At 67.6% G+C, this 20,167-nt stretch carries 19 protein-coding genes; 15 read left to right on the plus strand and 4 right to left on the minus strand.

The genetic code is table 11. The annotated features are described in order from the left end of the window. Window positions 1-216 precede the first annotated feature (216 nt). From IBX53_RS03915 to sixA, 7 genes are all read left to right on the plus strand, one after another. On the plus strand, window positions 217-723 hold the full coding sequence (locus IBX53_RS03915; protein ID WP_290905635.1) for a PaaI family thioesterase: 507 nt from the start codon (window positions 217-219) through the stop codon (window positions 721-723). Next, window positions 716-1,237, plus strand: coding sequence for a PaaI family thioesterase (locus IBX53_RS03920; protein WP_290905637.1), 522 nt, complete (start codon window positions 716-718; stop codon window positions 1,235-1,237). Before IBX53_RS03915 ends, IBX53_RS03920 begins: the two co-directional genes overlap by 8 nt. A gap of 53 nt (window positions 1,238-1,290) precedes the next feature. Continuing rightward, complete coding sequence (gene htpG / locus IBX53_RS03925) at window positions 1,291-3,195, plus strand: molecular chaperone HtpG (protein WP_290905640.1); 1,905 nt, start codon at window positions 1,291-1,293, stop codon at window positions 3,193-3,195. Window positions 3,196-3,371: 176 nt separating this feature from the next. Beyond that, complete coding sequence (locus IBX53_RS03930; protein WP_290905643.1) at window positions 3,372-4,943, plus strand: Re/Si-specific NAD(P)(+) transhydrogenase subunit alpha; 1,572 nt, start codon at window positions 3,372-3,374, stop codon at window positions 4,941-4,943. Between the two features lie 15 nt (window positions 4,944-4,958). Beyond that, window positions 4,959-6,401 carry an NAD(P)(+) transhydrogenase (Re/Si-specific) subunit beta gene (locus IBX53_RS03935; protein ID WP_290905646.1) on the plus strand — a complete coding sequence of 481 codons (1,443 nt, stop codon included), beginning with the start codon at window positions 4,959-4,961 and terminating at the stop codon, window positions 6,399-6,401. Window positions 6,402-6,559: 158 nt separating this feature from the next. Then, window positions 6,560-7,627 carry an NAD(P)H-dependent glycerol-3-phosphate dehydrogenase gene (locus tag IBX53_RS03940; protein WP_290905649.1) on the plus strand — a complete coding sequence of 356 codons (1,068 nt, stop codon included), beginning with the start codon at window positions 6,560-6,562 and terminating at the stop codon, window positions 7,625-7,627. After that, entirely contained in the window at window positions 7,620-8,096 is a 477-nt protein-coding gene (gene sixA, locus IBX53_RS03945) for a phosphohistidine phosphatase SixA (RefSeq protein ID WP_290905651.1), read from the plus strand. Before IBX53_RS03940 ends, sixA begins: the two co-directional genes overlap by 8 nt. Here the strand turns inward: sixA and IBX53_RS03950 are convergent. Then, the gene (locus IBX53_RS03950) at window positions 8,093-9,040 is read right to left on the minus strand and encodes an AEC family transporter (RefSeq protein WP_290905653.1); all 948 of its coding nucleotides are present in this window, start codon (window positions 9,038-9,040) and stop codon (window positions 8,093-8,095) included. The two genes, sixA and IBX53_RS03950, sit on opposite strands and share 4 nt — an antisense overlap. Before the next feature lie 225 nt (window positions 9,041-9,265). Here IBX53_RS03950 and IBX53_RS03955 point away from each other — a divergent pair, with 225 nt between their 5' ends. Genes IBX53_RS03955 through IBX53_RS03965 form a run of 3 tightly spaced genes read left to right on the plus strand, consistent with a single transcriptional unit; the run spans window position 9,266 to window position 12,050 of the window. After that, the gene (locus IBX53_RS03955; protein WP_290905656.1) at window positions 9,266-10,075 is read left to right on the plus strand and encodes an alpha/beta hydrolase; all 810 of its coding nucleotides are present in this window, start codon (window positions 9,266-9,268) and stop codon (window positions 10,073-10,075) included. Continuing rightward, the gene (locus IBX53_RS03960; protein ID WP_290905659.1) at window positions 10,072-10,962 is read left to right on the plus strand and encodes an alpha/beta hydrolase; all 891 of its coding nucleotides are present in this window, start codon (window positions 10,072-10,074) and stop codon (window positions 10,960-10,962) included. The genes IBX53_RS03955 and IBX53_RS03960 overlap by 4 nt, the downstream gene beginning before the upstream one ends. Next, entirely contained in the window at window positions 10,959-12,050 is a 1,092-nt protein-coding gene (locus tag IBX53_RS03965) for a patatin-like phospholipase family protein (RefSeq protein WP_290905662.1), read from the plus strand. The genes IBX53_RS03960 and IBX53_RS03965 overlap by 4 nt, the downstream gene beginning before the upstream one ends. Before the next feature lie 7 nt (window positions 12,051-12,057). On the opposite strand, the gene IBX53_RS03970 is transcribed toward IBX53_RS03965, so the two are convergent. Beyond that, on the minus strand, window positions 12,058-12,633 hold the full coding sequence (locus tag IBX53_RS03970) for a Smr/MutS family protein (RefSeq protein WP_290905665.1): 576 nt from the start codon (window positions 12,631-12,633) through the stop codon (window positions 12,058-12,060). Between the two features lie 126 nt (window positions 12,634-12,759). On the opposite strand from IBX53_RS03970, the gene prmB reads away from it, so the two are divergent. The 5 genes from prmB (at window position 12,760) to phaC (ending at window position 17,868) form a co-directional block, all read left to right on the plus strand. After that, window positions 12,760-13,707, plus strand: coding sequence for a 50S ribosomal protein L3 N(5)-glutamine methyltransferase (gene prmB / locus IBX53_RS03975; protein WP_290905669.1), 948 nt, complete (start codon window positions 12,760-12,762; stop codon window positions 13,705-13,707). A gap of 27 nt (window positions 13,708-13,734) precedes the next feature. Continuing rightward, on the plus strand, window positions 13,735-14,820 hold the full coding sequence (gene aroC, locus IBX53_RS03980; RefSeq protein WP_290905672.1) for a chorismate synthase: 1,086 nt from the start codon (window positions 13,735-13,737) through the stop codon (window positions 14,818-14,820). A gap of 67 nt (window positions 14,821-14,887) precedes the next feature. Next, entirely contained in the window at window positions 14,888-15,349 is a 462-nt protein-coding gene (locus IBX53_RS03985) for a hypothetical protein (RefSeq protein ID WP_290905675.1), read from the plus strand. A gap of 114 nt (window positions 15,350-15,463) precedes the next feature. Continuing rightward, the gene (locus IBX53_RS03990; RefSeq protein ID WP_290905677.1) at window positions 15,464-15,889 is read left to right on the plus strand and encodes a phasin family protein; all 426 of its coding nucleotides are present in this window, start codon (window positions 15,464-15,466) and stop codon (window positions 15,887-15,889) included. Window positions 15,890-16,029: 140 nt separating this feature from the next. Next, a complete protein-coding gene (gene phaC, locus IBX53_RS03995) occupies window positions 16,030-17,868 on the plus strand; it encodes a class I poly(R)-hydroxyalkanoic acid synthase (RefSeq protein WP_290905680.1) in 1,839 nt (612 codons plus the stop codon). A 106-nt stretch (window positions 17,869-17,974) separates the two neighbouring features. Here phaC and lnt read toward each other — a convergent pair whose 3' ends face one another. Further along, entirely contained in the window at window positions 17,975-19,441 is a 1,467-nt protein-coding gene (gene lnt, locus IBX53_RS04000; protein WP_290905684.1) for an apolipoprotein N-acyltransferase, read from the minus strand. 50 nt (window positions 19,442-19,491) lie between these two features. Beyond that, on the minus strand, window positions 19,492-20,167 hold a 676-nt coding region (locus IBX53_RS04005), incomplete at its 5' end, for a transporter associated domain-containing protein (protein WP_290905687.1).

Raw genomic sequence — 20,167 nt, forward strand, 5'->3', positions numbered from 1 at the left:
TCCATGTCATCCATCGTGGCGCATTCCCGGCGTCAAGGGTAGGGGGAAAGGGTAACCGGAGGTGGTGCTGCGTTGACGGGCGATGCCTTGTGCCGCGGCAGGCGCACGACTAGCCTGGAGTCTTTCAAACGCTTGTTGGAAAGCGTGTGGTAAAACCATCCGATGGAAGCCTGTGATAACACTATTATTTGACGACGATGGAGGTAGCCAGGTGTGATGCCCAGTCCCGATCGATCCCCCGATGCCTGGCGCCGGGCCCTGACCCGCTTCGTGCGGGTGATTCCCCATACCCGTGAGCTGGGCCTCGAGGTGCTGGCGGCCGACGCCGAGGCCATCCGCATGCGCCTGCCCTGGAGTGACGACCTGCTGGGCGACGCCTCCCGCGGGCTGGTCCACGGCGGCGTGCTGACCATGCTGCTGGACACCGTCTGCGGCAGTGCCGTGCTGCGTGGGCTGCCCGAGCCGGAGGTGTGCCCGACCCTGGACCTGCGTGTCGACCACTTCCGGCCGGCGGTGGCGGGCCTGGCGCTCTACGCCGAGGCGCGGGTGGTCGGGGTCACCGCCTCGGTGGTCTTTACCGAAGGCATCCTGTGGCAGGAGGAGGGGAGGCAGGTGGCCCGGGGCATCGGCAATTTCGTGCGGCTGGGGCCGCGCAATACGCCGCCCGGCTTTGCCGAGGCGCTGTTTGCAGCGAACCATGACAAGGAGAGCGGCAATGCCTGAGGGCTTCGATAACGTGGCATGGATCGCGCGCACCCGCACCGAGGGTGATGTGGCGGCCTGGCTGGCGTTGATTCCCTACGCCACCCGCATCGGTGTCTCCGCGGTGCCTGACCCGGAGGGTGACGGCCTGCTGTTTCGCCTGGAGCCGGCGCCGGGCAATGTCGGCAACGTGCTGCTGCCGGCGCTGCACGGCGGCGTGGTCGCCGCCTTCATGGAAACCGCCGCGACCCTTGACCTGATGCTGTCCGCCCGTGAGGCGACGCTGCCGCGGATCGTCGATCTTTCCATCGACTACCTGCGCACCGCGCGGGCGGTGCCCACCTTCGCCCGCTGCTTGCTGCTGCGTGAGGGACGACGCCTGGCCAATGTTCAGGTGACGGCCTGGCAGGAGAGCGAATCGGTTCCGGTGGCCACGGCGCGGCTGCACTTCGTGCTGGGCGAGTCCGGCCGGGTGAGGCATGAGCAGCGGCAAGGCTTGAAAAGCGTCCGCGGGGCCCCATATCGGCGACAGTGATTCACCCCCGCGGCACCGCTCGCCGCAGAACATGTCGACGAGGTTCAGGACACATGACCACCGCCACGCACGAAGAAACCCTTGGCTTCCAGACCGAGGTCAAGCAGCTTCTCCACCTGATGATCCACTCCCTCTACTCCAACCGGGAGATCTTCCTGCGCGAGCTCATCTCCAATGCCGCCGATGCCTGCGACAAGCTGCGCTACGCGGCGCTGGACAACGACACGCTCTATGAGGGCGACAGCGAGTTGCGCATCGAGATCGAGCACGACGCCGAGGCGGGCACCGTCACCGTCCGCGACAACGGCATCGGCATGAGCCGCGACGAGGTCATCTCGAATCTCGGCACCATCGCCCGCTCCGGTACCGCTGACTTCCTCAAGCAGCTCTCCGGCGAGCAGCAGAAGGACGCCCGGCTGATCGGCCAGTTCGGCGTCGGCTTCTACTCGGGCTTCATCGTCGCCGACGAGGTCAGCGTGCGCACCCGCAAGGCGGGCAGCGACAAGGCCGAGGGCGTGGAGTGGCGCTCGCGGGGCGAGGGCGAGTTCACCGTGGCCGACATCGAGCGCGACATCCACGGGACCGAGATCGTGCTCCACCTCAAGGAAGATGCGAAGGAGTTCGCCGACGACTTTCGTCTGCAGAGCCTGGTGCGCAAGTACTCCGACCACATCGAGGTGCCGGTGCGCATGCCGAAGGTCGAGAAGGCCCGTGACGACGAGGGCAAGGAGATCGAGGGCAGCGAGACCGTCAGTTGGGAGACCGTCAACGAGGCCACTGCGCTCTGGTCACGCCCCAAGGGCGAGATCTCCGACGAGGAGTACCAGGCCTTCTACAAGCATGTGGCCCACGACTTCTCGGATCCGCTGACCTGGAGCCACAACAAGGTCGAGGGCAAGCTCGAGTACACGAGCCTGCTCTACGTGCCGGGCCGCGCGCCCTTTGACCTCTTTGATCGTGACGGCGCCCGCGGCGTGAAGCTCTATGTGCAGCGCGTCTTCATCATGGACGACGCCGAGCAGTTCCTGCCGCTCTATCTGCGCTTCATCAAGGGGGTACTGGACACTCGCGAGCTGTCGCTCAACGTCTCCCGCGAGCTGCTGCAGCAGGATCCCAAGGTCGAGAAGATCCGTTCCGCGCTGACCAAGCGTGCGCTGGACATGCTCAAGAAGCTGGCCAAGGACAAGGCGGCCTACCAGACCTTCTGGAACACCTTCGGCAGCGTGCTCAAGGAGGGACCGGCGGAGGACTTCGCCAACCGCGAGAAGATCGCCGGGCTGCTGCGCTTCTCCACCACCCACACTGACAGCACCACCCAGGATCAGTCGCTGGCCGACTACGTGGAACGCATGCAGGAGGGTCAGCAGAAGATCTACTACATCGTCGCCGACGGCTTCAACGCGGCGAAGTCGAGCCCCCACCTGGAGATCTTCCGCAAGAAGGGCATCGAGGTGCTGCTGCTGACTGACCGCGTCGACGAGTGGTTGATGAGCCACCTCAACGACTACGAGGGCAAGGCCTTCGTGGACGTGGCCAAGGGCGAGCTCGACCTCGGCGACATCGAGGGCGAGGAGGAGAAGCAGGCCCAGGAGGAGACTGCCAAGGCCAAGGAGGACCTGGTCAAGCGCGTCAAGGAGGCGCTGGGCGACCAGGTCCAGGAGGTCAAGGTGACCCACCGCCTGACCGACTCGCCGGCCTGCGTGGTGCTGCCCGAGCACGAGATGGGCTTCCAGATGCGCCGCATCATGGAGGCCGCCGGCCAACCGATGCCGGAGGTCAAGCCGATCCTCGAACTCAACCCTGTCCACGCCCTGGTGGCCAAGCTCGAGGGCGTCGATGGCGAGGCCTTCGGTGATCTGGCCCACGTGCTGCTGGACCAGGCGATCATCGCCGAGGGTGGTCATCTCGATGACCCGGCCGCCTACGTCAAGCGTCTCAACGCCCTGCTCACCACCTGACCGACCCGGCCATGCCGTGATCCGACGCCACCCTGCGGGGTGGCGTCGTCGTTTTCGGAGGTGGCACCAAGCCGCAGCGTAGAAAGCGGGACCGGACGAGAGCGTCGCGGTGGCCTAGGATGAGGGAGTCGGCGGCGGCTCCGGGCCCCGCCAGGTTAGCCATGGAGAGAAGCGACGTGAAGATTGGAGCACCCCGAGAGCGGGTCAGGGGCGAGGCGCGTGTCGCGCTGACCCCCGAGAGCGCTCAGCAGATCCAGAAACTGGGACACGAGTGTCTGGTAGAGAGTGGAGCCGGCGAGGCGGCGGGCTTCACCGACGAGGCCTATCGCGAGGCGGGCGTCAGCGTGGTCGAGGGCGCCGAGGCCCTGTGGCGTGAGGCCGAGGTGGTGATCAAGGTCCGCGAGCCCTCCGAGGAGGAAGCCGACCGCCTTCGCGAGGGACAGACGCTGATCAGCTTCTTCTGGCCGGCCCAGAGCGAGGCGCTGCTGGAGCGCTGCCGCGCGAAGGGAGCCAGCGTGATCGCCATGGACATGGTGCCGCGCATCTCCCGGGCCCAGAAGATGGACGCGCTCTCCTCCATGGCCAACATCGCCGGCTACCGGGCGGTGATCGAGGCGGGCAACAACTTCGGCCGCTTCTTCACCGGCCAGGTGACCGCCGCGGGCAAGGTCCCCCCGGCCAAGGTGCTGGTGATCGGGGCCGGGGTGGCGGGTCTGGCCGCCACCGGCACGGCGGTGAGCCTGGGCGCCATGGTGCGGGCCTTCGATGTGAGGCCCGAGGTGGCCGAGCAGATCGAGTCCATGGGTGCCGAGTTCGTGTTCCTCGACTTCGAGGAGAGCCAGGACGGCGCCGAGACCGGCGGCTATGCATCGCCCTCCAGCCCCGAGTTTCGTGAGAAGCAGCTCGAGTGCTTCCGTGCCCAGGCGCCTGACATCGATATCGTCATTACCACGGCGCTGATTCCCGGCCGCCCGGCCCCCAAGCTGTGGCTCGAGGACATGGTGGCGGCCATGAAACCCGGCTCGGTGATCATCGATCTGGCCGCCGAGAAGGGCGGTAACTGCGATCTGACCGTCGCCGATGAACGGGTGGTGACCGATAACGGCGTGGTGGTGATCGGCTACACCGACTTCCCCTCACGCATGGCGACCCAGGCATCGCTGCTCTATGCCACCAACATCCGCCATATGCTCACGGACCTGACGCCGGAGAAGGACGGCGTGATGGTGCATGACATGGAGGACGACGTGATCCGCGGCGCCACGGTGACCCACGCCGGCGAGATCACCTTCCCGCCGCCGCCGCCGAAGGTGAAGGCCATCGCCGCGGCCAAGCCCAGGCCCAAGGAGAAGACGCCGACGCCGGAGGAGAAGAGGGCCGCCGAGCTGTCGGTGTTCAAGGCCCAGACCAAGCGCCAGGCCATCCTGCTCGGCGTGGGCGGTGCGGTGATGCTGCTGCTGGCCCAGATCGCCCCGGCCTCCTTCATGCAGCACTTCATCGTCTTTGTGCTGGCCTGCTTCGTGGGCTTCCAGGTGATCTGGAACGTGAGTCACTCGCTGCATACGCCGCTGATGGCGGTCACCAATGCCATCTCCGGGATCATCATTCTCGGCGCCGTCCTGCAGATCGGTTCAGGCAGCGGTATCGTGATGCTGCTGGCGGCGATCTCGGTGCTGATCGCCACCATCAACATCGTCGGCGGTTTTCTGGTCACGCGCCGGATGCTGGCCATGTTCCAGAAGTCCTGATCCCGGAGAGATGAGATGCTGAGTCAAGGATTCGTGTCCGCCGCGGCCATCGCGGCAAGCGTACTGTTCATCCTCTCCCTGGGAGGGCTGAGCAATCAGGAGAAGGCCAAGCGGGCGGTGTGGTACGGCATCGTCGGCATGGCGGTGGCGGTGCTGTTCACCGCTCTGGGCCCGGGCATCGGTGCCTACTGGGTGATGATACCGATGATCATCATCGGTGCAGCAATCGGCTGGGTGGTGGCCAAGCGAGTCGCCATGACCGAGATGCCCCAGCTGGTGGCGGCGCTGCACAGCTTCGTGGGCCTTGCCGCGGTCTTCGTGGCCTGGAACGCCGACCTGGAGCGACGCCGTGTGCTGGCCGTCCAGGCCGTGGGAGGCGCCACCGAGCAGTTCTCGGCCTTCGCCGCCATGGTGGCCACCAAGGCGCCCGACGAGCTGACCTTCCTCCAGATAGAAGTGGTATTCGCCATCTTCATCGGTGCGGTGACCTTCACCGGTTCGGTGATCGCCTTCGGCAAGCTGGCCGGCAAGGTCGATGGCAAGTCCAGGCAGCTGCCCGGTGGCCACAAGCTCAACGCGGGTGCCGCGGCGCTGTCGCTGCTGCTGGCCATCTTCTACCTCAACGGCGCCGGCTTCTGGACCCTGCTGCTGCTCGCCGCCCTGGCGTTCTTCATCGGCTACCACCTGATCATGGGCATCGGCGGAGCCGACATGCCGGTGGTGGTGTCGATGCTCAACAGCTACTCGGGCTGGGCGGCGGCGGCCATCGGCTTCACCCTCTCCAACGACCTGCTGATCGTCACCGGTGCCCTGGTGGGCTCCAGCGGCGCCATCCTCTCCTACATCATGTGCAAGGCGATGAACCGCAACTTCGTCAGCGTGATCCTGGGGGGCTTCGGCGGCACCAAGGGGCCGGCGGCGGAGATAGAGGGCGAGCAGGTGTCCATCGATGCTGGTGGGGTCGCGGCGACGCTGAACAACGCGGACAGCGTGATCATCGTGCCGGGCTATGGCATGGCGGTGGCCCAGGCCCAGAACGCGGTCAGTGAACTGGTGCGCAAGCTGCGCGCCGCCGGCAAGGAGGTGCGCTTCGCCATCCACCCGGTGGCCGGGCGCCTGCCCGGGCACATGAACGTGCTGCTGGCCGAGGCTCGGGTGCCCTACGATATCGTCATGGAGATGGACGAGATCAACGATGACTTCCCCAAGACGGATGTGGCGATCGTCATCGGCTCCAACGATATCGTCAACCCGGCGGCCCAGGAGGACCCCAACAGCCCCATCGCCGGCATGCCGGTGCTGGAGGTGTGGAAATCGCGGGTGGTCTTCGTCTGCAAGCGGGGTCAGGGCACCGGCTACTCGGGCATCGAGAACCCGCTGTTCTACAAGGAGAACACCCGGATGTTCTACGGTGACGCCCGCGAGAGCATCGATTCGCTGCTGTCGCTGATCGACTAGGCCACAGGCCGTCGGCCTGCCGTGACGGCCGGTCGACAGGGAGGTTCGCGGGGCCCGAATCGGCTGACGATTCGGGCCCTTTTTTCGCTACAATCGTGACTCCATTCACCACGATTTCATCCACCATCCCGATTTCATCCACACAGGCGGGGCCGAGCATGGCAGAGGAACAGATGAAGGTGGCGGTGCTGGGGGGCGGCAGCTTCGGTACCGCCCTGGCCAGCATCGCCGCCGACAATGGCTCACGGGTGCGCCAGTGGCTGCGTGACCCCGAGCTGGCCGAGCAGATCAATCGCGAGCATCGCAACGGCCGCTACCTGCCCGACTATGCGATCAATCCCGCGGTGATCGCCTCCACCGACATGGCCGAGGTGCTTAGCGGTGCCGGCCTGGTCCTGGTGGCGATCCCTTCCAAGGCCTTTCGCGAGGTGGTGCGCCAGGCACGCCCCTGGCTGACCCCTGACCAGATCCTGGTCAGCACCACCAAGGGCATCCAGGAGGAGGGCTTCAAGCTGATGAGCCAGATCCTGGAGGAGGAAACCGGTTTCCCCCATATCGGCGTGATCTCCGGGCCCAACCTGGCCTCGGAGGTTGCCCAGAAGCAGCTCACCGCCACGGTGATCGCCAGCGACGATCCCGAGACCCGTACCCGGGTGCAGACGGCGCTGGGCTGCGATTACTTTCGGGTCTACGCCAGCAATGACCGTCACGGCGTCGAACTGGGCGGGGCGCTGAAGAACATCTACGCCATCTCGGCCGGCATGGCCGCCGCGCTGGGGATGGGCGAGAACACCCGCAGCATGCTGATGACCCGGGCGCTGGCCGAGATGAGTCGCTTTGCCGTCTATCGGGGCGCCAATCCCATGACCTTTCTGGGGCTGGCCGGGGTCGGCGACCTGATCGTGACCTGCTCCTCGCCCCTCTCGCGCAACTACCGGGTCGGCTATGCCCTGGGCGAGGGCCGTACCCTGGACGAGGCGGTGGCGGCGCTGGGCCAGGTGGCCGAGGGGGTGAACACCGTCCGTCTGGTGCGCGACATGGCCCGCCAGGAGGGCGTCTACATGCCGCTGGCCGAGGGGCTCTATCAGGTGCTCTTCAAGGGCGTGCCGGCCAAGGAGATGGCGCGCATGCTGATGCTCGGCGAGCAGAGCAGCGACGTGGAGTTCGTGCTGGCCCGCGAGGATGTGCAGCGCGCCCACCGCGAAGGCGGGGGCCGGCATGGCTGAACGCCTGCTGATCCTGCGCCATGGCGAGGCGGGGCCGGGGCGGCCGGACGCCGAACGCGAACTCACCGGGCGCGGGCATGACGAGGCGCGCCGCATGGCCGCCTGGCTGGCCGAGCGTGACGACCTCGCCGGGGCGCGCCTGCTGGCCAGCCCCTTCGTTCGCGCCCGGCAGACCGCCGCCATCATGGGCGAGAGGCTTGGCGTTCGGGTGGAGACGCTGTCGATCCTCACCCCCGACGACGATTCCACGGCGGTGGCTGACTGGTTGCTCGGTCAGCCCGGTGGGGGACCCCTGTTACTGGTAAGCCATATGCCGCTGGTGGGAGCCCTTGTCGGCCTGCTGGTGGAGGGCCGCGCCGAGCGCGGTCCGGGGTTTCCCACTGCGGCGCTGGCGGAACTGGAGGCCGATGTGTGGGCGGCGGGCTGCGCTCGACTCGTGCGATTGATCGCCCCCGCCGATCTGGACTAGATCAGGCCGGCGACCTTGAGCCCGAAGGCGCCGACGGTGATCGTCAGGCTGGCCATCAGGGTGGTCAGGGCGATGATGTTGGCGGTCAGGACGGCATTGCCGCCCATGGCCTTGGCCATGACGAAGGCCGCGGCCGCCGTCGGGCTGGCGAAGAACAGGAACAGCACTCCCAGCTCGCGACCCTCGAAGCCGGCCAGCCAGGCCGCCGTGGTGGCCAGTAACGGCACCGTGACCATCTTCAGCAGGCTGGCGCTGGTGGCAAGGCGCCCGGACTCGCGGATGGCGCCCAGCGACAGGGTGGCGCCGATGCAGATCAGCGCCAGTGGCAGGGTGAGCGAGGCGAAATACTCGCCGGAGGTCATCAGCCAGCCGGGCAGGCGCAGCTTCAGGGCGGCCACCGGGATGGCCGCCACCACCGCGAGGATCAGGGGGTTGCGCACGATGTGCGAGAGGATGCTGCGCCAGTCGGCGCTGCGGCCCTCCTGGTAGCTGGCCAGCGCGATGACCGAGAAGGCGTTGTAGGTGAGGATCACCACCCCGAGCAGCAGCCCGCCGGCGGAGAGGCCGTAGTCACCGTACATGCCCGCCGCCAGCGCCAGCCCCACGACGCCGCAGTTGCCGCGGAAGGCCCCCTGGATGTAGACCCCGCGCTCCGCATGGGGCACCCGCAGTCGGGCCCAGCCCCAGCAGAACAGGAAGCTGCCCAGAGTGGCCAGGGCGAAGAATCCCAGCAGCGTCGGGTTGAGGGTCGCATCCAGGTCGGCCTTGATGATGCTCAGGAAGATCAGGGCCGGCATGGTGCCGCGGAACACCAGCTGGGAGGCGGTGGAGACGAAGGCGGCATCGATCCAGCCGGCGCGCTTGAGGCCCAGGCCGATGAAGACCATGGCGAACACCGGCAGGGTGACCTCGAGGGTCTGGAGGAAGAGGGCGGAGAGCTCCATGCTGGCGGCGCCCTAGCGGGCCAGCCACAGGCCGACGAGAATCGCGGCGATCACCGCGGCGAAGAAGATCCGGTTGCGGGTGCGGGTGTCACGAGGGGGCTTGGGGGTCGCGTTCACAGGGGCTCCAGAGAAGGGTCAGGCCGGGAGGTGACTTGGCGAATCATGGTAATCCCGTTAGCCTGCTACGGCCAGAAGAGCCCCGCCCGCCCGACCACGGATGCCTCCATGACCCCATCACCCGACCGTCCCCGCCTGCTCTTCGCCCATGCCAACGGCTTTCCCGGCTCGAGCTATCGCAGTTTCCTCGGCCCCCTGGGCGAGCGCTTCGATGTTCAGCTCCTCGATCGCCTGGGCCACCACCCCGACTTTCCGGTGGGCCACAACTGGCTGGCGCTGCGCGATGAACTGCTCCATGCCCTGGAGGGGGACAATGAGCCGGTGATTGGCGTGGGTCACTCCATGGGCGGCGTGTTGATGGCCATGGCCGCCGAGGCCGCGCCCGAGCGTTTTCGCTGCGTGGTGATGCTCGACCCGCCGCTGATGCTGGGCCTCGATGCCTGGGCCATGAAGCTCGCCAAGCGCTTCGGTTTCGTGGAGCGGGTGACACCGGCGGGGCAGAGCCGCGGCCGGCGGGCCCTGTGGCCCGACCGCGAAGCCATGCGGGACGCGCTCAGGCGGCGCCGGCTGTTCCGGCGCTTCACCCCGGAGGCCCTCGACGATTACGTGCAGGGAGGGACCCGGCTGCTCGACGATGGCCAGGCGGTACTGGTCTACGACCCCCAGGTGGAGGTGGAGATCTTCTGTCACCTGCCGGACCACCTGGGCGACCTGCCGAAGCGGCTGAGAGTGCCTTGCGCGCTGCTCGCCGGCGAGGATTCCGACCTGCTGACGCCGCGGCGCCGGCGCCGCCTTCAGCGCCATGGCGTGCCGGTAACCCTCGTGCCGGGATCCCACATGTTCCCCATGGAGTACCCGGACGAGACCCGTGACGCCCTGCTGGTGACCCTTGATGCCCTGCTGGAAACCTGCCCATGACCGGCCCCTGTGAATTGCGCCTGGCCGATGGCCGCCTGGCGGCCCTGGCGTGGGGCGAGCCGGGCGCGCCGACCTGGCTGGCCCTGCACGGCTGGCTCGATAACGCCGCCAGTTTCTCGCGGCTGGCGCCGCGGCTGGTGGAACGCCTGGGGATCCGCGTGGTGGCCATCGACTTCTCGGGTCATGGGCACTCCGCGCCCCTGCCGGGCGACTATGCGATCTGGGACTACTGCCATGACCTGCTCGACGCAGCGGAGGCGCTCGGCCTGACGCGGGTGACGCTGCTGGCCCACTCCATGGGCGCCGGCGTTGCCTGCCTGATCGCCGCGGCGCTCCCCGAGCGGGTCGAGGCGCTGCTGCTCCTCGATGGCCTGGGCACCCTCACCACGCCGGCGGAGCAGGCGCCGGCCCAGCTGCGCCGGGGGCTGATGGGCCACCGTCGCCCCCTGTCGCCGACGCCGCGCTATCCTGACAGTGAGAGTGCCGTGGCGGCGCGGGTGGCAGGGGGCGCCACGCCGATCGGTGCCGAGGCGGCGCGTCCGTTGGTGGCTCGCAACCTGGAGGCGCGGGACGATGGCCACGTCCAGCTGCGCACCGATGGTCGCCTGTTGCGTCCCTCGCCGGTCCGCTTCTGCCCCGAACAGGGGCTGGCGATGCTCGCGGCGATCCGCTGCCCGGCCCTGCTGGTGGAAGGGACGACCGGGATCCTCGGCGAGGGCGAACGGGCCCGGCTGGCCCGTGGGGTGATGCCAGGGCTCCAGCGCCGGGTCCTGGACGGCGGGCACCACCTGCACCTGGAGCCGGAGGCGGTGGAGGCGGTTGCCGAGGTGATCGCCGACTGGCACCGGATGATGCCGGGGCAGGATGACCAGGAGGAGGGGAGATGAATGAGCACGAGACGCCGGCGAAACGCGACGGCAAGCGGGTGGCCCTGGTGCTGGGCAGTGGCGGCGCGCGCGGCTATGCCCACATCGGGGTCATCGATGAGCTGGAGGCACGGGGCTACGAGATCGTGGCGATCGCCGGCTGCTCCATGGGCGCCCTGATCGGCGGTGTTTATGCGGCAGGGCAACTCGAGGGCTACCGCGACTGGGTGTGTCGCCTCGACTACTTCGACGTGCTCAGGCTGGTGGACGTGACCTGGAGCCCCATGGGCGCCATGCGGGCCAGCAAGGTGATGGGCAAACTGGAGAGTCTGATCGGCGATACCCGTATCGAGGACCTGACGATCCCTGTCACCACCGTGGCTACCGACCTGATCCGCCAGCGCGAGGTGTGGTTCCAGAGTGGCCCGCTGCTGGAGGCGATTCGCGCCTCCATCGCCGTGCCCGGCGTGATCACCCCGGTGCACCGCGGGAACCAGGTGCTGGTGGACGGCGGCCTGCTCAATCCGCTGCCGATCATTCCCATCGTCTCCGCCCACGCCGACCTGGTGCTGGCGGTCAACGTCACCGCTCACAGCCCGCATCCGGTGACCCTGGAGGAGCTGCTGCCGCCCGATCAGGCCGAGAAGGAGCGTGCCCGTGAGCGCGCGCGCGACGCTGGCGGCATCGACTTCGGCGGCTGGATCGAGGAGGTCAGGAGCGCCGCGGGTCGCTGGTTCAATGGCCTGGGGACGAGCAACGGCGGCGTGGATGACGAAGGGGGCGACCAAAGCGAGGCGGGCATCCGCCGCCGCGAGTGGGGAAGGCTGGACATGGTGCTGGCCTCCTTCGACATCACCCAGGCGGCACTCGCCAAGTACAAGGTGGCGGGCTATCCGCCGGACGTGCTGATCGAGGTGCCCAAGACGGTGTGTGGTGCCTACGAGTTTCATCGCGCCGAGGCGCTGATCACCCTGGGTCGCCATCTGGCGGTGGAGGCGCTGGATCGCTTCGAGGATCGCAACCACCCCGGCTGGGGTGGGCGAGGCGTGGTGGTGGGGCCTGGGCATGCGCAGCCGCTCCGCCCGAGCGTGTCCGAACCGGGCGAATAAGAACGGATCAGGCCTCGCCGCGGCGGCGCAGCAGCACATAGACGGCGCCGGTGCCGCCGTCGGCCTCGATGGCCGATGAGAAGGCCAATACGGCCGGCCACTCGCGAAGCCAGGCGTTCACATGGCTCTTGATCACCGGATAATCGCTGGCAGCGCCCCACGCCTTGCCGTGGACCACCAGCACGCATCGGCGCCGTTCGGCGCTTGCCTCGCGCAGGAAGGCCTCGAGCTCGATGCGGGCCTCCTCCAGGGTATGGCCGTGCAGGTCCAGCCCCGCCTCCCAGGTCAGCTGGCCGCGCTTGAGCCGCTGACGGGTGCGCCAGGGCAGGTCGGGCAGGGCGAACTCCAGGGACTCCGAGGGGCGAACCGCCTCGACCCGTCCGTCGGAGGTGCGGCCGCTGCCGCTGGTCTCGTTCGCCGTCTGGGCGGCGGCGCGGCGCTCGGCGACGGCCGCGGGATCTTCGCGTCGCTCACGCCCGGGGTCGGCGCGGTTGGTGCGCAGGCGACGCACGCCGGCCTCCCGCAACGCCTGGCGGAAGGCGCTGATCTCGTCGTCGTCCGGGCGGTGGCGGTCTCGGCTCATGGCGGTGTGGGGCCAGTCGGGAAGGTCAGGGGGCGACCAGTATAACCAGCGTGGCGTGGCTGTGAACCGTCCCGGCGGTTACAATCGGCCATCTTGCCCGATTCGCCCGACAACACAGGATGCCCCGTGGCCGCCCGCAACGACACCTTCTCGACCCTCTCGCTTCCCGATGCCGAGCTGCGCGATGGCCTGATCACCCTGCGCGACTGCCTGCGCTGGGCGGCCAGCGAGTTCCACCTGGCCGGGCTCTTCTTCGGCCACGGCACCGAATCCGCCTGGGATGAGGCGGTGGCGCTGACCCTGGGCGCCCTGCACCTGCCCTGGAACGTCGACCCGGCGGTGCTCGACGCCCGCCTGCTGCCCGTCGAGCGCGGTCGTGTCGTGGCCCTGGTGCGCGAGCGGATCACCTCGCGCCGCCCGCTCCCCTACCTGCTGGGCGAGGCCTTCTTCGCCGGCTATCCCTTCGACGTGGATGAGCGGGTGCTGATCCCCCGCTCGCCCATCGCCGAGCTGATCGAGCATGGCTTCGCCGCCTGGTTCCCCGAGGAGCCGCCGGCCCGGGTGCTCGACCTGTGTGCGGGGTCCGGCTGCATCGGCATCGCCACGGCGCTGCATCTGCCCACCTGCGAGGTGGATCTCGGCGACATCAGCGAGGAGGCCCTGGCGGTGGCCCGCCAGAACATCACCCGCCACGACGTGGGCGAGCGGGTGCGTGCGGTGCACTCCGACCTCTTCGATGGCCTGCCGGGCCGCTACGACCTGATCGTCTCCAACCCGCCCTATGTGGATGCCCGCGACCTGGCCACCATGCCAGCCGAGTTCCGCCACGAGCCGTCGCTGGCGCTGGGCGCCGGACCCGACGGCCTGGAGATCGTGCGGCGTATCCTGGGCGAGGCCCGGGAGCATCTCACCGAGCGCGGCGTGCTTATCGTCGAGGTCGGCAACTCCGACCACCGGCTGGAGGCCGCTTTCCCCGAGGTGCCCTTCCTGTGGCTCGAATTCGAGCGCGGCGGCCAGGGGGTGTTCGCCCTCACCGCCGATGAACTCGACGCCCATGCGGCGTCCTTCGCCTGATCCACGCCCCTTCAAGGAGAAGCGCCCATGTCCGGCAACACCTTCGGCAAGCTGTTCACCGTCACCACCTTCGGCGAGAGCCACGGCCCAGCGCTGGGCGCCATCGTGGATGGCTGCCCGCCGGGGCTGCCGCTCGACGAAGAGGACCTGCAGCGTGACCTCGACCGTCGTCGCCCCGGCACCTCGCGCCACACCACCCAGCGTCGCGAGCCGGACCGGGTGAGGATCCTCTCCGGGGTCTTCGAGGGGGTCACCACGGGCACCTCGATCGGTCTTCTGATCGAGAACACCGACCAGCGCTCCGCGGACTACTCCAAGATCAAGGACCAGTTCCGTCCGGCCCACGCCGACTATAGCTACCATCACAAGTACGGCATCCGCGACTACCGCGGGGGCGGGCGCTCCAGCGCTCGTGAGACCGCCATGCGGGTGGCGGCCGGGGCCATTGCCAAGCAGTACCTGGCTACTCGGGGCATCACAGTGCGTGGTTACATGAGCCAGCTCGGCCCCATCGAGATCGCCTTCAAGGCCTGGGAGGCGGTGGATGACAACCCCTTCTTCTGTCCCGACCCGGCGCGTGTGGCGGAGCTCGAGGCCTACATGGACCAGCTGCGTCGCGACCAGGACTCCGTCGGCGCGAAGATTACCGTGGTGGCCGAGGGCGTACCGCCGGGGCTCGGCGAACCGGTGTTCGATCGCCTCGACGCCGAACTGGCCCACGGCCTGATGAGCATCAACGCGGTGAAGGGGGTGGAGATCGGCGACGGCTTCGCGTCCGTGGCAAGCCGCGGCAGCGAGCACCGCGACGAGATGACGCCGGAGGGCTTCCTCTCCAACCATGCCGGCGGGGTGCTTGGCGGCATCTCCAGCGGCCAGGCCATCATCGCCCACCTGGCGCTCAAGCCCACCTCCAGCATTACCACCCCGGGGCGCAGCATCGATGTCCACGGCCAGGCGGTGGAGGTGGTCACCAAGGGGCGCCATGATCCCTGCGTGGGCATTCGTGCCACGCCCATCGCCGAGGCGATGATGGCGCTGACGCTGATGGACCACCTGCTGCGGCATCGCGCCCAGAATGCCGAGGTGCGTGTAGGGACCCCGGTATTGCGTTGAGGGGGGCTCCGCCAGCCAGTGAGCGGGCTGCTACACTGCCTGGCATCACCAACGCAAGGGCAATGCCATGAAGATCAATGTCGAGTTCGACCTGACCCCGGACGAGTTTCGCCAGTCGCTGGGCCTGCCCGATGTGGCGGTCTTCCAGCAGCAACTGCTTGACCAGATCAAGGAGCAGATGGAGTCCGGGGTGGAGGGCTATGACCCCATGAGCCTGATGCAGCCCTTCCTGCAGCAGTCCGGCATGGGGCAGGGGCTCACCCAGGGGCTTTCTCAAGGGCTCTCCCAGGGGCTGTCCAGCTTCGGCACCTACCAGCAGATGATGCTAGACATGCTCAAGCAGGCCGGCCAGAGCGCTTCCCGAGGCGGGGCTGACGAGGCCGGGGCGGCGTCCACCAGGAGCAGCGAGGCATCGAGGAGCAGTGCCGCGGGCTCGGCCGGTTCCTCGAGTGCGTCGAGCAAGGCCGGTGGCACGGCGAAGAAGAGCGCCGCCAGCGTCCGCTCACGGGCGAAAACCAAGGGCGAGTGACCCCGTTAGCCTTTCATCGTCTTGCAACATGGGGCATGGCAGACTACGCTTTGTGCAATGCAACATGTCGGGCCCATCGTCCGTCAATCGTCACCGTTTCGGGAGGAAACCCCCATGCAAGACAAGATGATCGAAAACTTCAACGAGCAGACTCGCCAGTTCTTCGAGCCGATGCGCAAGCTCAACTCCCTGATGCTGGACAACATGGAGAAGTTGACCCAGTACCAGATGGAGTCCATGAAGCGCTACAGTCAGCTCGGTACCGAGCGGCTGCGCGATGCCAGCGAGGTCAGCGATACCGATTCCATGCAGGCGTTCAGCGCCCGCCAGGCCGATGTGATGAACCAGCTCTCTCAACAGATGCTCGAAGATGCCAAGGCACTCTCCGAGATGAGCCTCGAGTTCAAGGCCGAACTGGAGACGCTTTTTGCAGAACAGGCCAAGCTGGCCGAGAAGGTGGCTGCCAAGGCCGCCGCTGGTGAGCCGCAGAAGGCCGAGACCGCCAAGGCCACTTCCGCTCGCGGTGCCAGCAAGAGCTGAGCCGGCGCTCTCGGGTAAACACATCCAGTGGTGCGCTCAGGTGTGCCGCAGGTCAGTCCGCTACCCGTGTTCAACGGGTGGCGGGTTTTGCTTTTCGCAGCCGGTACCCCAGAGGGTGATCGGCGCGCCAGGAGGGGTCAATGCAGCCAGGGGTTGAAGCACCGACACAGGCCGAGCTCGAGGCGTGGAACGCCCAGCTGAAGGAGATCGGCGAGGAGTATCGCGGTCTGATGAGCGATCTGCTGGAGCGCATGGTGCCCAGCGATGCCGCCGATTCTGTCTACGGGGACATGCGTGACAGCTTTCAGGCGGCGGCCGAGTCGCTGATGGGCAATCCTCCCCAGCTGTGGCAGACCCAGGCGCGGCTGATGCAGGACCAGTTCCAGCTGTGGCAGAACGGCATGCGCGCCATGGCCGGCGAGCAGGTCGAGCCGCTGGTAACGCCGCCGAAGGGCGACCGCCGCTTCAAGGATGATGCCTGGACCAGCGATCCCTACTACCTGGCGATCATGCAGCAGTATCTGCTCTTTTCGCGCATGGTCGAGGAGCTGATCGATGGCCTCGACATGCCTGCAGACCAGAAGCACCGGCTGGGCTTTTACGCGCGCCAGATGGTCAACGCCATGGCGCCGACCAACTTCGTGACCACCAATCCCGAGGTGATGCGCAGGACTCTGGAGACCCGTGGCCAGAATCTGGTCGACGGGCTGGCAAGGCTGCGCCATGACCTGGGCAACTCCGCCGAGGGCCTCAACGTCACCATGACCGACCGCAGCGCCTTCGAGGTCGGCAGGAACATCGCCGTGACGCCGGGCTCGGTGGTCTACGAGAACGAACTGATCCAGCTGATCCAGTACGCACCGACCACCGAGGAGGTCTTCAAGACCCCGCTGCTGGTCATTCCGCCCTGGATCAACAAGTACTACATCCTCGACCTGCGCGAGGACAACTCGCTGGTCAAGTGGCTGGTCGGCCAGGGACACACCGTGTTCCTGATTTCCTGGCGCAACCCGGGGCCTGCCCAGCGCGACCTTACCTGGGCCGACTTCATGCAACTCGGGCCCATCGACGCCATGGAGGCGATCGAGCAGGCCACCGGCGAGAAGTCCGTCAATATGATGAGCTACTGCGTGGGCGGCACCCTGGCCGCCTCCACCGTGGCCTATCTGACCAGCACCCGTCGTGGCCGCAAGGTGAAGTCGGTCACCTACATGACCACCCTGCAGGACTTTCGCGACCCGGGCGAGATCGGCGTCTTCCTCTCCGAGCCGGTGCTTGCGGGCATCGAGGAGAAGATGGCCCGCGACGGCTATCTGGACGGCCGGGTCATGGCCTTCAGCTTCAACCTGCTGCGCGAAAATGATCTGTTCTGGTCGTTCTATATCAACAACTACCTCAAGGGGGACGTGCCGGCGCCCTTCGACCTGCTCTACTGGAACACCGACGGCACCAACCTGCCGGCGGCGACCCACGGCTGGTACCTGCGCCACATGTACCTGGAGAATCGCCTGGTGCAGCCGGGCGGCATCGAACTCGATGGCGTCAAGATCGACCTGCGCAAGGTCTCCACCCCGAGCTACTTCCTCTCCACCCGGGAGGATCACATCGCCAAGTGGAACAGCACCTACTACGGTGCGTTGCTGCCCAAGGGGCCGGTCAAGTTCGTGCTGGGGGGGTCCGGCCATATTGCGGGGGTCGTGAACCCGCCGGCCAAGAACAAGTACGGCTACTGGACCAATGATGCCCTGCCCGAGACGCATGAGGAGTGGCTCGCCGGCGCCGAACAGCATGAGGGCTCCTGGTGGCCCCACTGGCAGGCGTGGATCACCGAGAACGGCTACGCCGACCCCGAGAAGAGGGTGCCGGCCCGCCAGCCCGGTGACGGTGAGCTCGATATCCTCGAGCCGGCTCCGGGCCGTTACGTCAAGACGACCATCCCCGAGGTGCTCGGCGAAATTCCGCCCTCGTCGGAAACCTGAAGCTCCACACGTAAGCTGACGTACCCGGCAAGAGAATCGCCCCGTGGCCAAGGCCTCGGGGCGATTCGTTTCTGGCTGTCTTGTGTTCGAGATGGTGGCTCGCGGCTTACGCCTGGCGGCCCAGGCGAAGGCCGGGAAGGATCAGCAGCGCGGCGAGCAGCCAGGTAGGCCAGCTGCCGGTGCGGGTGAACGGAGTCAGCCCAAGCATGGGCACGGCTTCGCCGGTGATGCTCGCCACTTCGAACTGGGGCGCACGGGCGGTGATGCGGCCCTGGGGGTCGATGATCGCGGTCACCCCGTTGCTGGTGGCGCGTACCAGGTAGCGGCCGTTTTCCAGCGCGCGCAGCCGGGCCATCTGCAGATGCTGCAGGGGGCCGATGGACTCACCGAACCAGGTGTCGTTGGAGACCGTCATCAGCAGTTCGCTGTCGCGGGCGCGCTCGGCCACCAGGTCGGCATAGATGATCTCGTAGCAGATGGCGTTGCCGATGGTGGTGCCGGCGGCGACCATCGGTGCCTGGCCGGAGGGTCCCGGGGTCATGGCGGGCATGGGCAGGTCGAAGAAGGCGATGGTGCCGCGCAGCAGGCTCTCCAGGGGCAGGTACTCGCCGAAGGGCACCAGATGCTCCTTGCGGTATTCGCCCTCGGCCTGGCCCAGGCCGATCACGCTGTTGAAGTAGCGCCCCTGGGCGTCGCGCTGGAGGATGCCGGTAAGCAGGGCGGTACCGGGGGCGAGGTTGGACTGCACCCGCTCGAGGATGGGCCGCGCCTGGTCCTCGAACATCGGCAGCGCCGCCTCGGGCCAGACGATCAGGTCGATGTCATCGGGCTGGGCGCGGGTCAGTTCGCTGTAGGTGTTGGCGGCCTCGCGCTGGCCCTCGGGGGTCCACTTGATCAGCTGATCCAGGTTGCCCTGCAGGAGAGCGACGCGCAGTGGCTCGCCGGCGGGCTGGGTCCACTGGGTCGGCAGCGCCAGCGGGGCGAGCCACAGGATCGCGATGGGGGCCGCGGCCCACCAGCGCCGGGCCAGAAACTCCACCAGCAGGGTGCCGCTGAGTGCGGTGATCAGCGACAGCAGGTAGACCCCGCCAATGGGCGCCCAGGGGGCCAGCGGCGAGTCCACGTGGGCGGAGCCCAGCAGCAGCCATGGGAAGCCGGTGAAGAGCCAGGTACGCAGCCACTCGCCCAGCACCCAGGCGCCGGCAAACGACAGGAAGGCCAGCCGCGGGCCGGTGAGGCGCCGGTAGAGCCAAAGGGTCACCGCCAGGAACAGCGCCATGCTGGCCACGAAGAGCGCGGTGAGAAACAGCGCCAGGGGCACACCGGTATACCCATAGTCGTGGATCGAGACATAGACCCAGGAGGCGCCCGAGCCGAACAGACCCAGGCCGTAGCACCAGCCGCGCAGAGCGGCCTGGCCGGGCGTCAGCGCGTGAATGCCCAGGTAGACCAGCCCCACTGCCACGGGGCCGAGCCACCACAGCTCGAAGGGGGAGGCAGTGAGGGTGGTCAGCACGCCGGCCGCCAGGGCGAGCAGGCAGCCGACCAGCGGGGAGAGGCGAAGCTCAGACATCGTGACCGTCCGTGTCATGGGGAGATTTCAAGGGCTCGAATCCCAGGGGCTCAGGCCTCGTCAGACCCTTCGCAGGGCTCGGCTTCCAGCAGGCGGATTCGGCGATTGTCGGCGTTGAGAACGATGAAGCGCCAGCCGCCGATCTCGGTGTGTTCGCCGCGGCCGGGTAGGTGTCCGAAGCGCTGCATCACCAGGCCGCCGAGGGTGTCGAACTCCTCGTCGGAGAAGCGGGTGTCGAAGCGCTCGTTGAAATCCTCGATGGGAGTCAGGGCGCGGATGGCGTAGCGGCCCTCGCCCAGTTCGCGGATATCCTCCTCATCGTCGGCATCGTGCTCGTCCTCGATCTCGCCGACGATCTCCTCGAGGATATCCTCGATGGTGACGATGCCGGCGGTTCCGCCGTACTCGTCCACCACGATCGCCATGTGGTTGTGGGTGTCCTGGAACTCCTTGAGCAGGCTGTTGAGCCGCTTGGACTCCGGCACGAACAGCGCCGTGCGCACCACCTCCTCGAGGCGGAAGGGGCGGCCATTCTGCTGGCCGCCCTGAAGCAGCGGAAGCAGGTCCTTGGCCAGCAGGATGCCCTTGACCTCGTCGAGGTTCTCGCCGATCACGGGATAGCGCGAGTGGCCGGCCTCGAGGATGATCGGCAGGTACTCCTCCAGCGGCTGGTCGAGGCCGATGGCGGTGATCTGGGAACGGGGGATAAGCACCTCCCGCACCTGC

The organism is Halomonas sp. (assembly GCF_014859505.1).
Taxonomy (GTDB): domain Bacteria; phylum Pseudomonadota; class Gammaproteobacteria; order Pseudomonadales; family Halomonadaceae; genus Halomonas.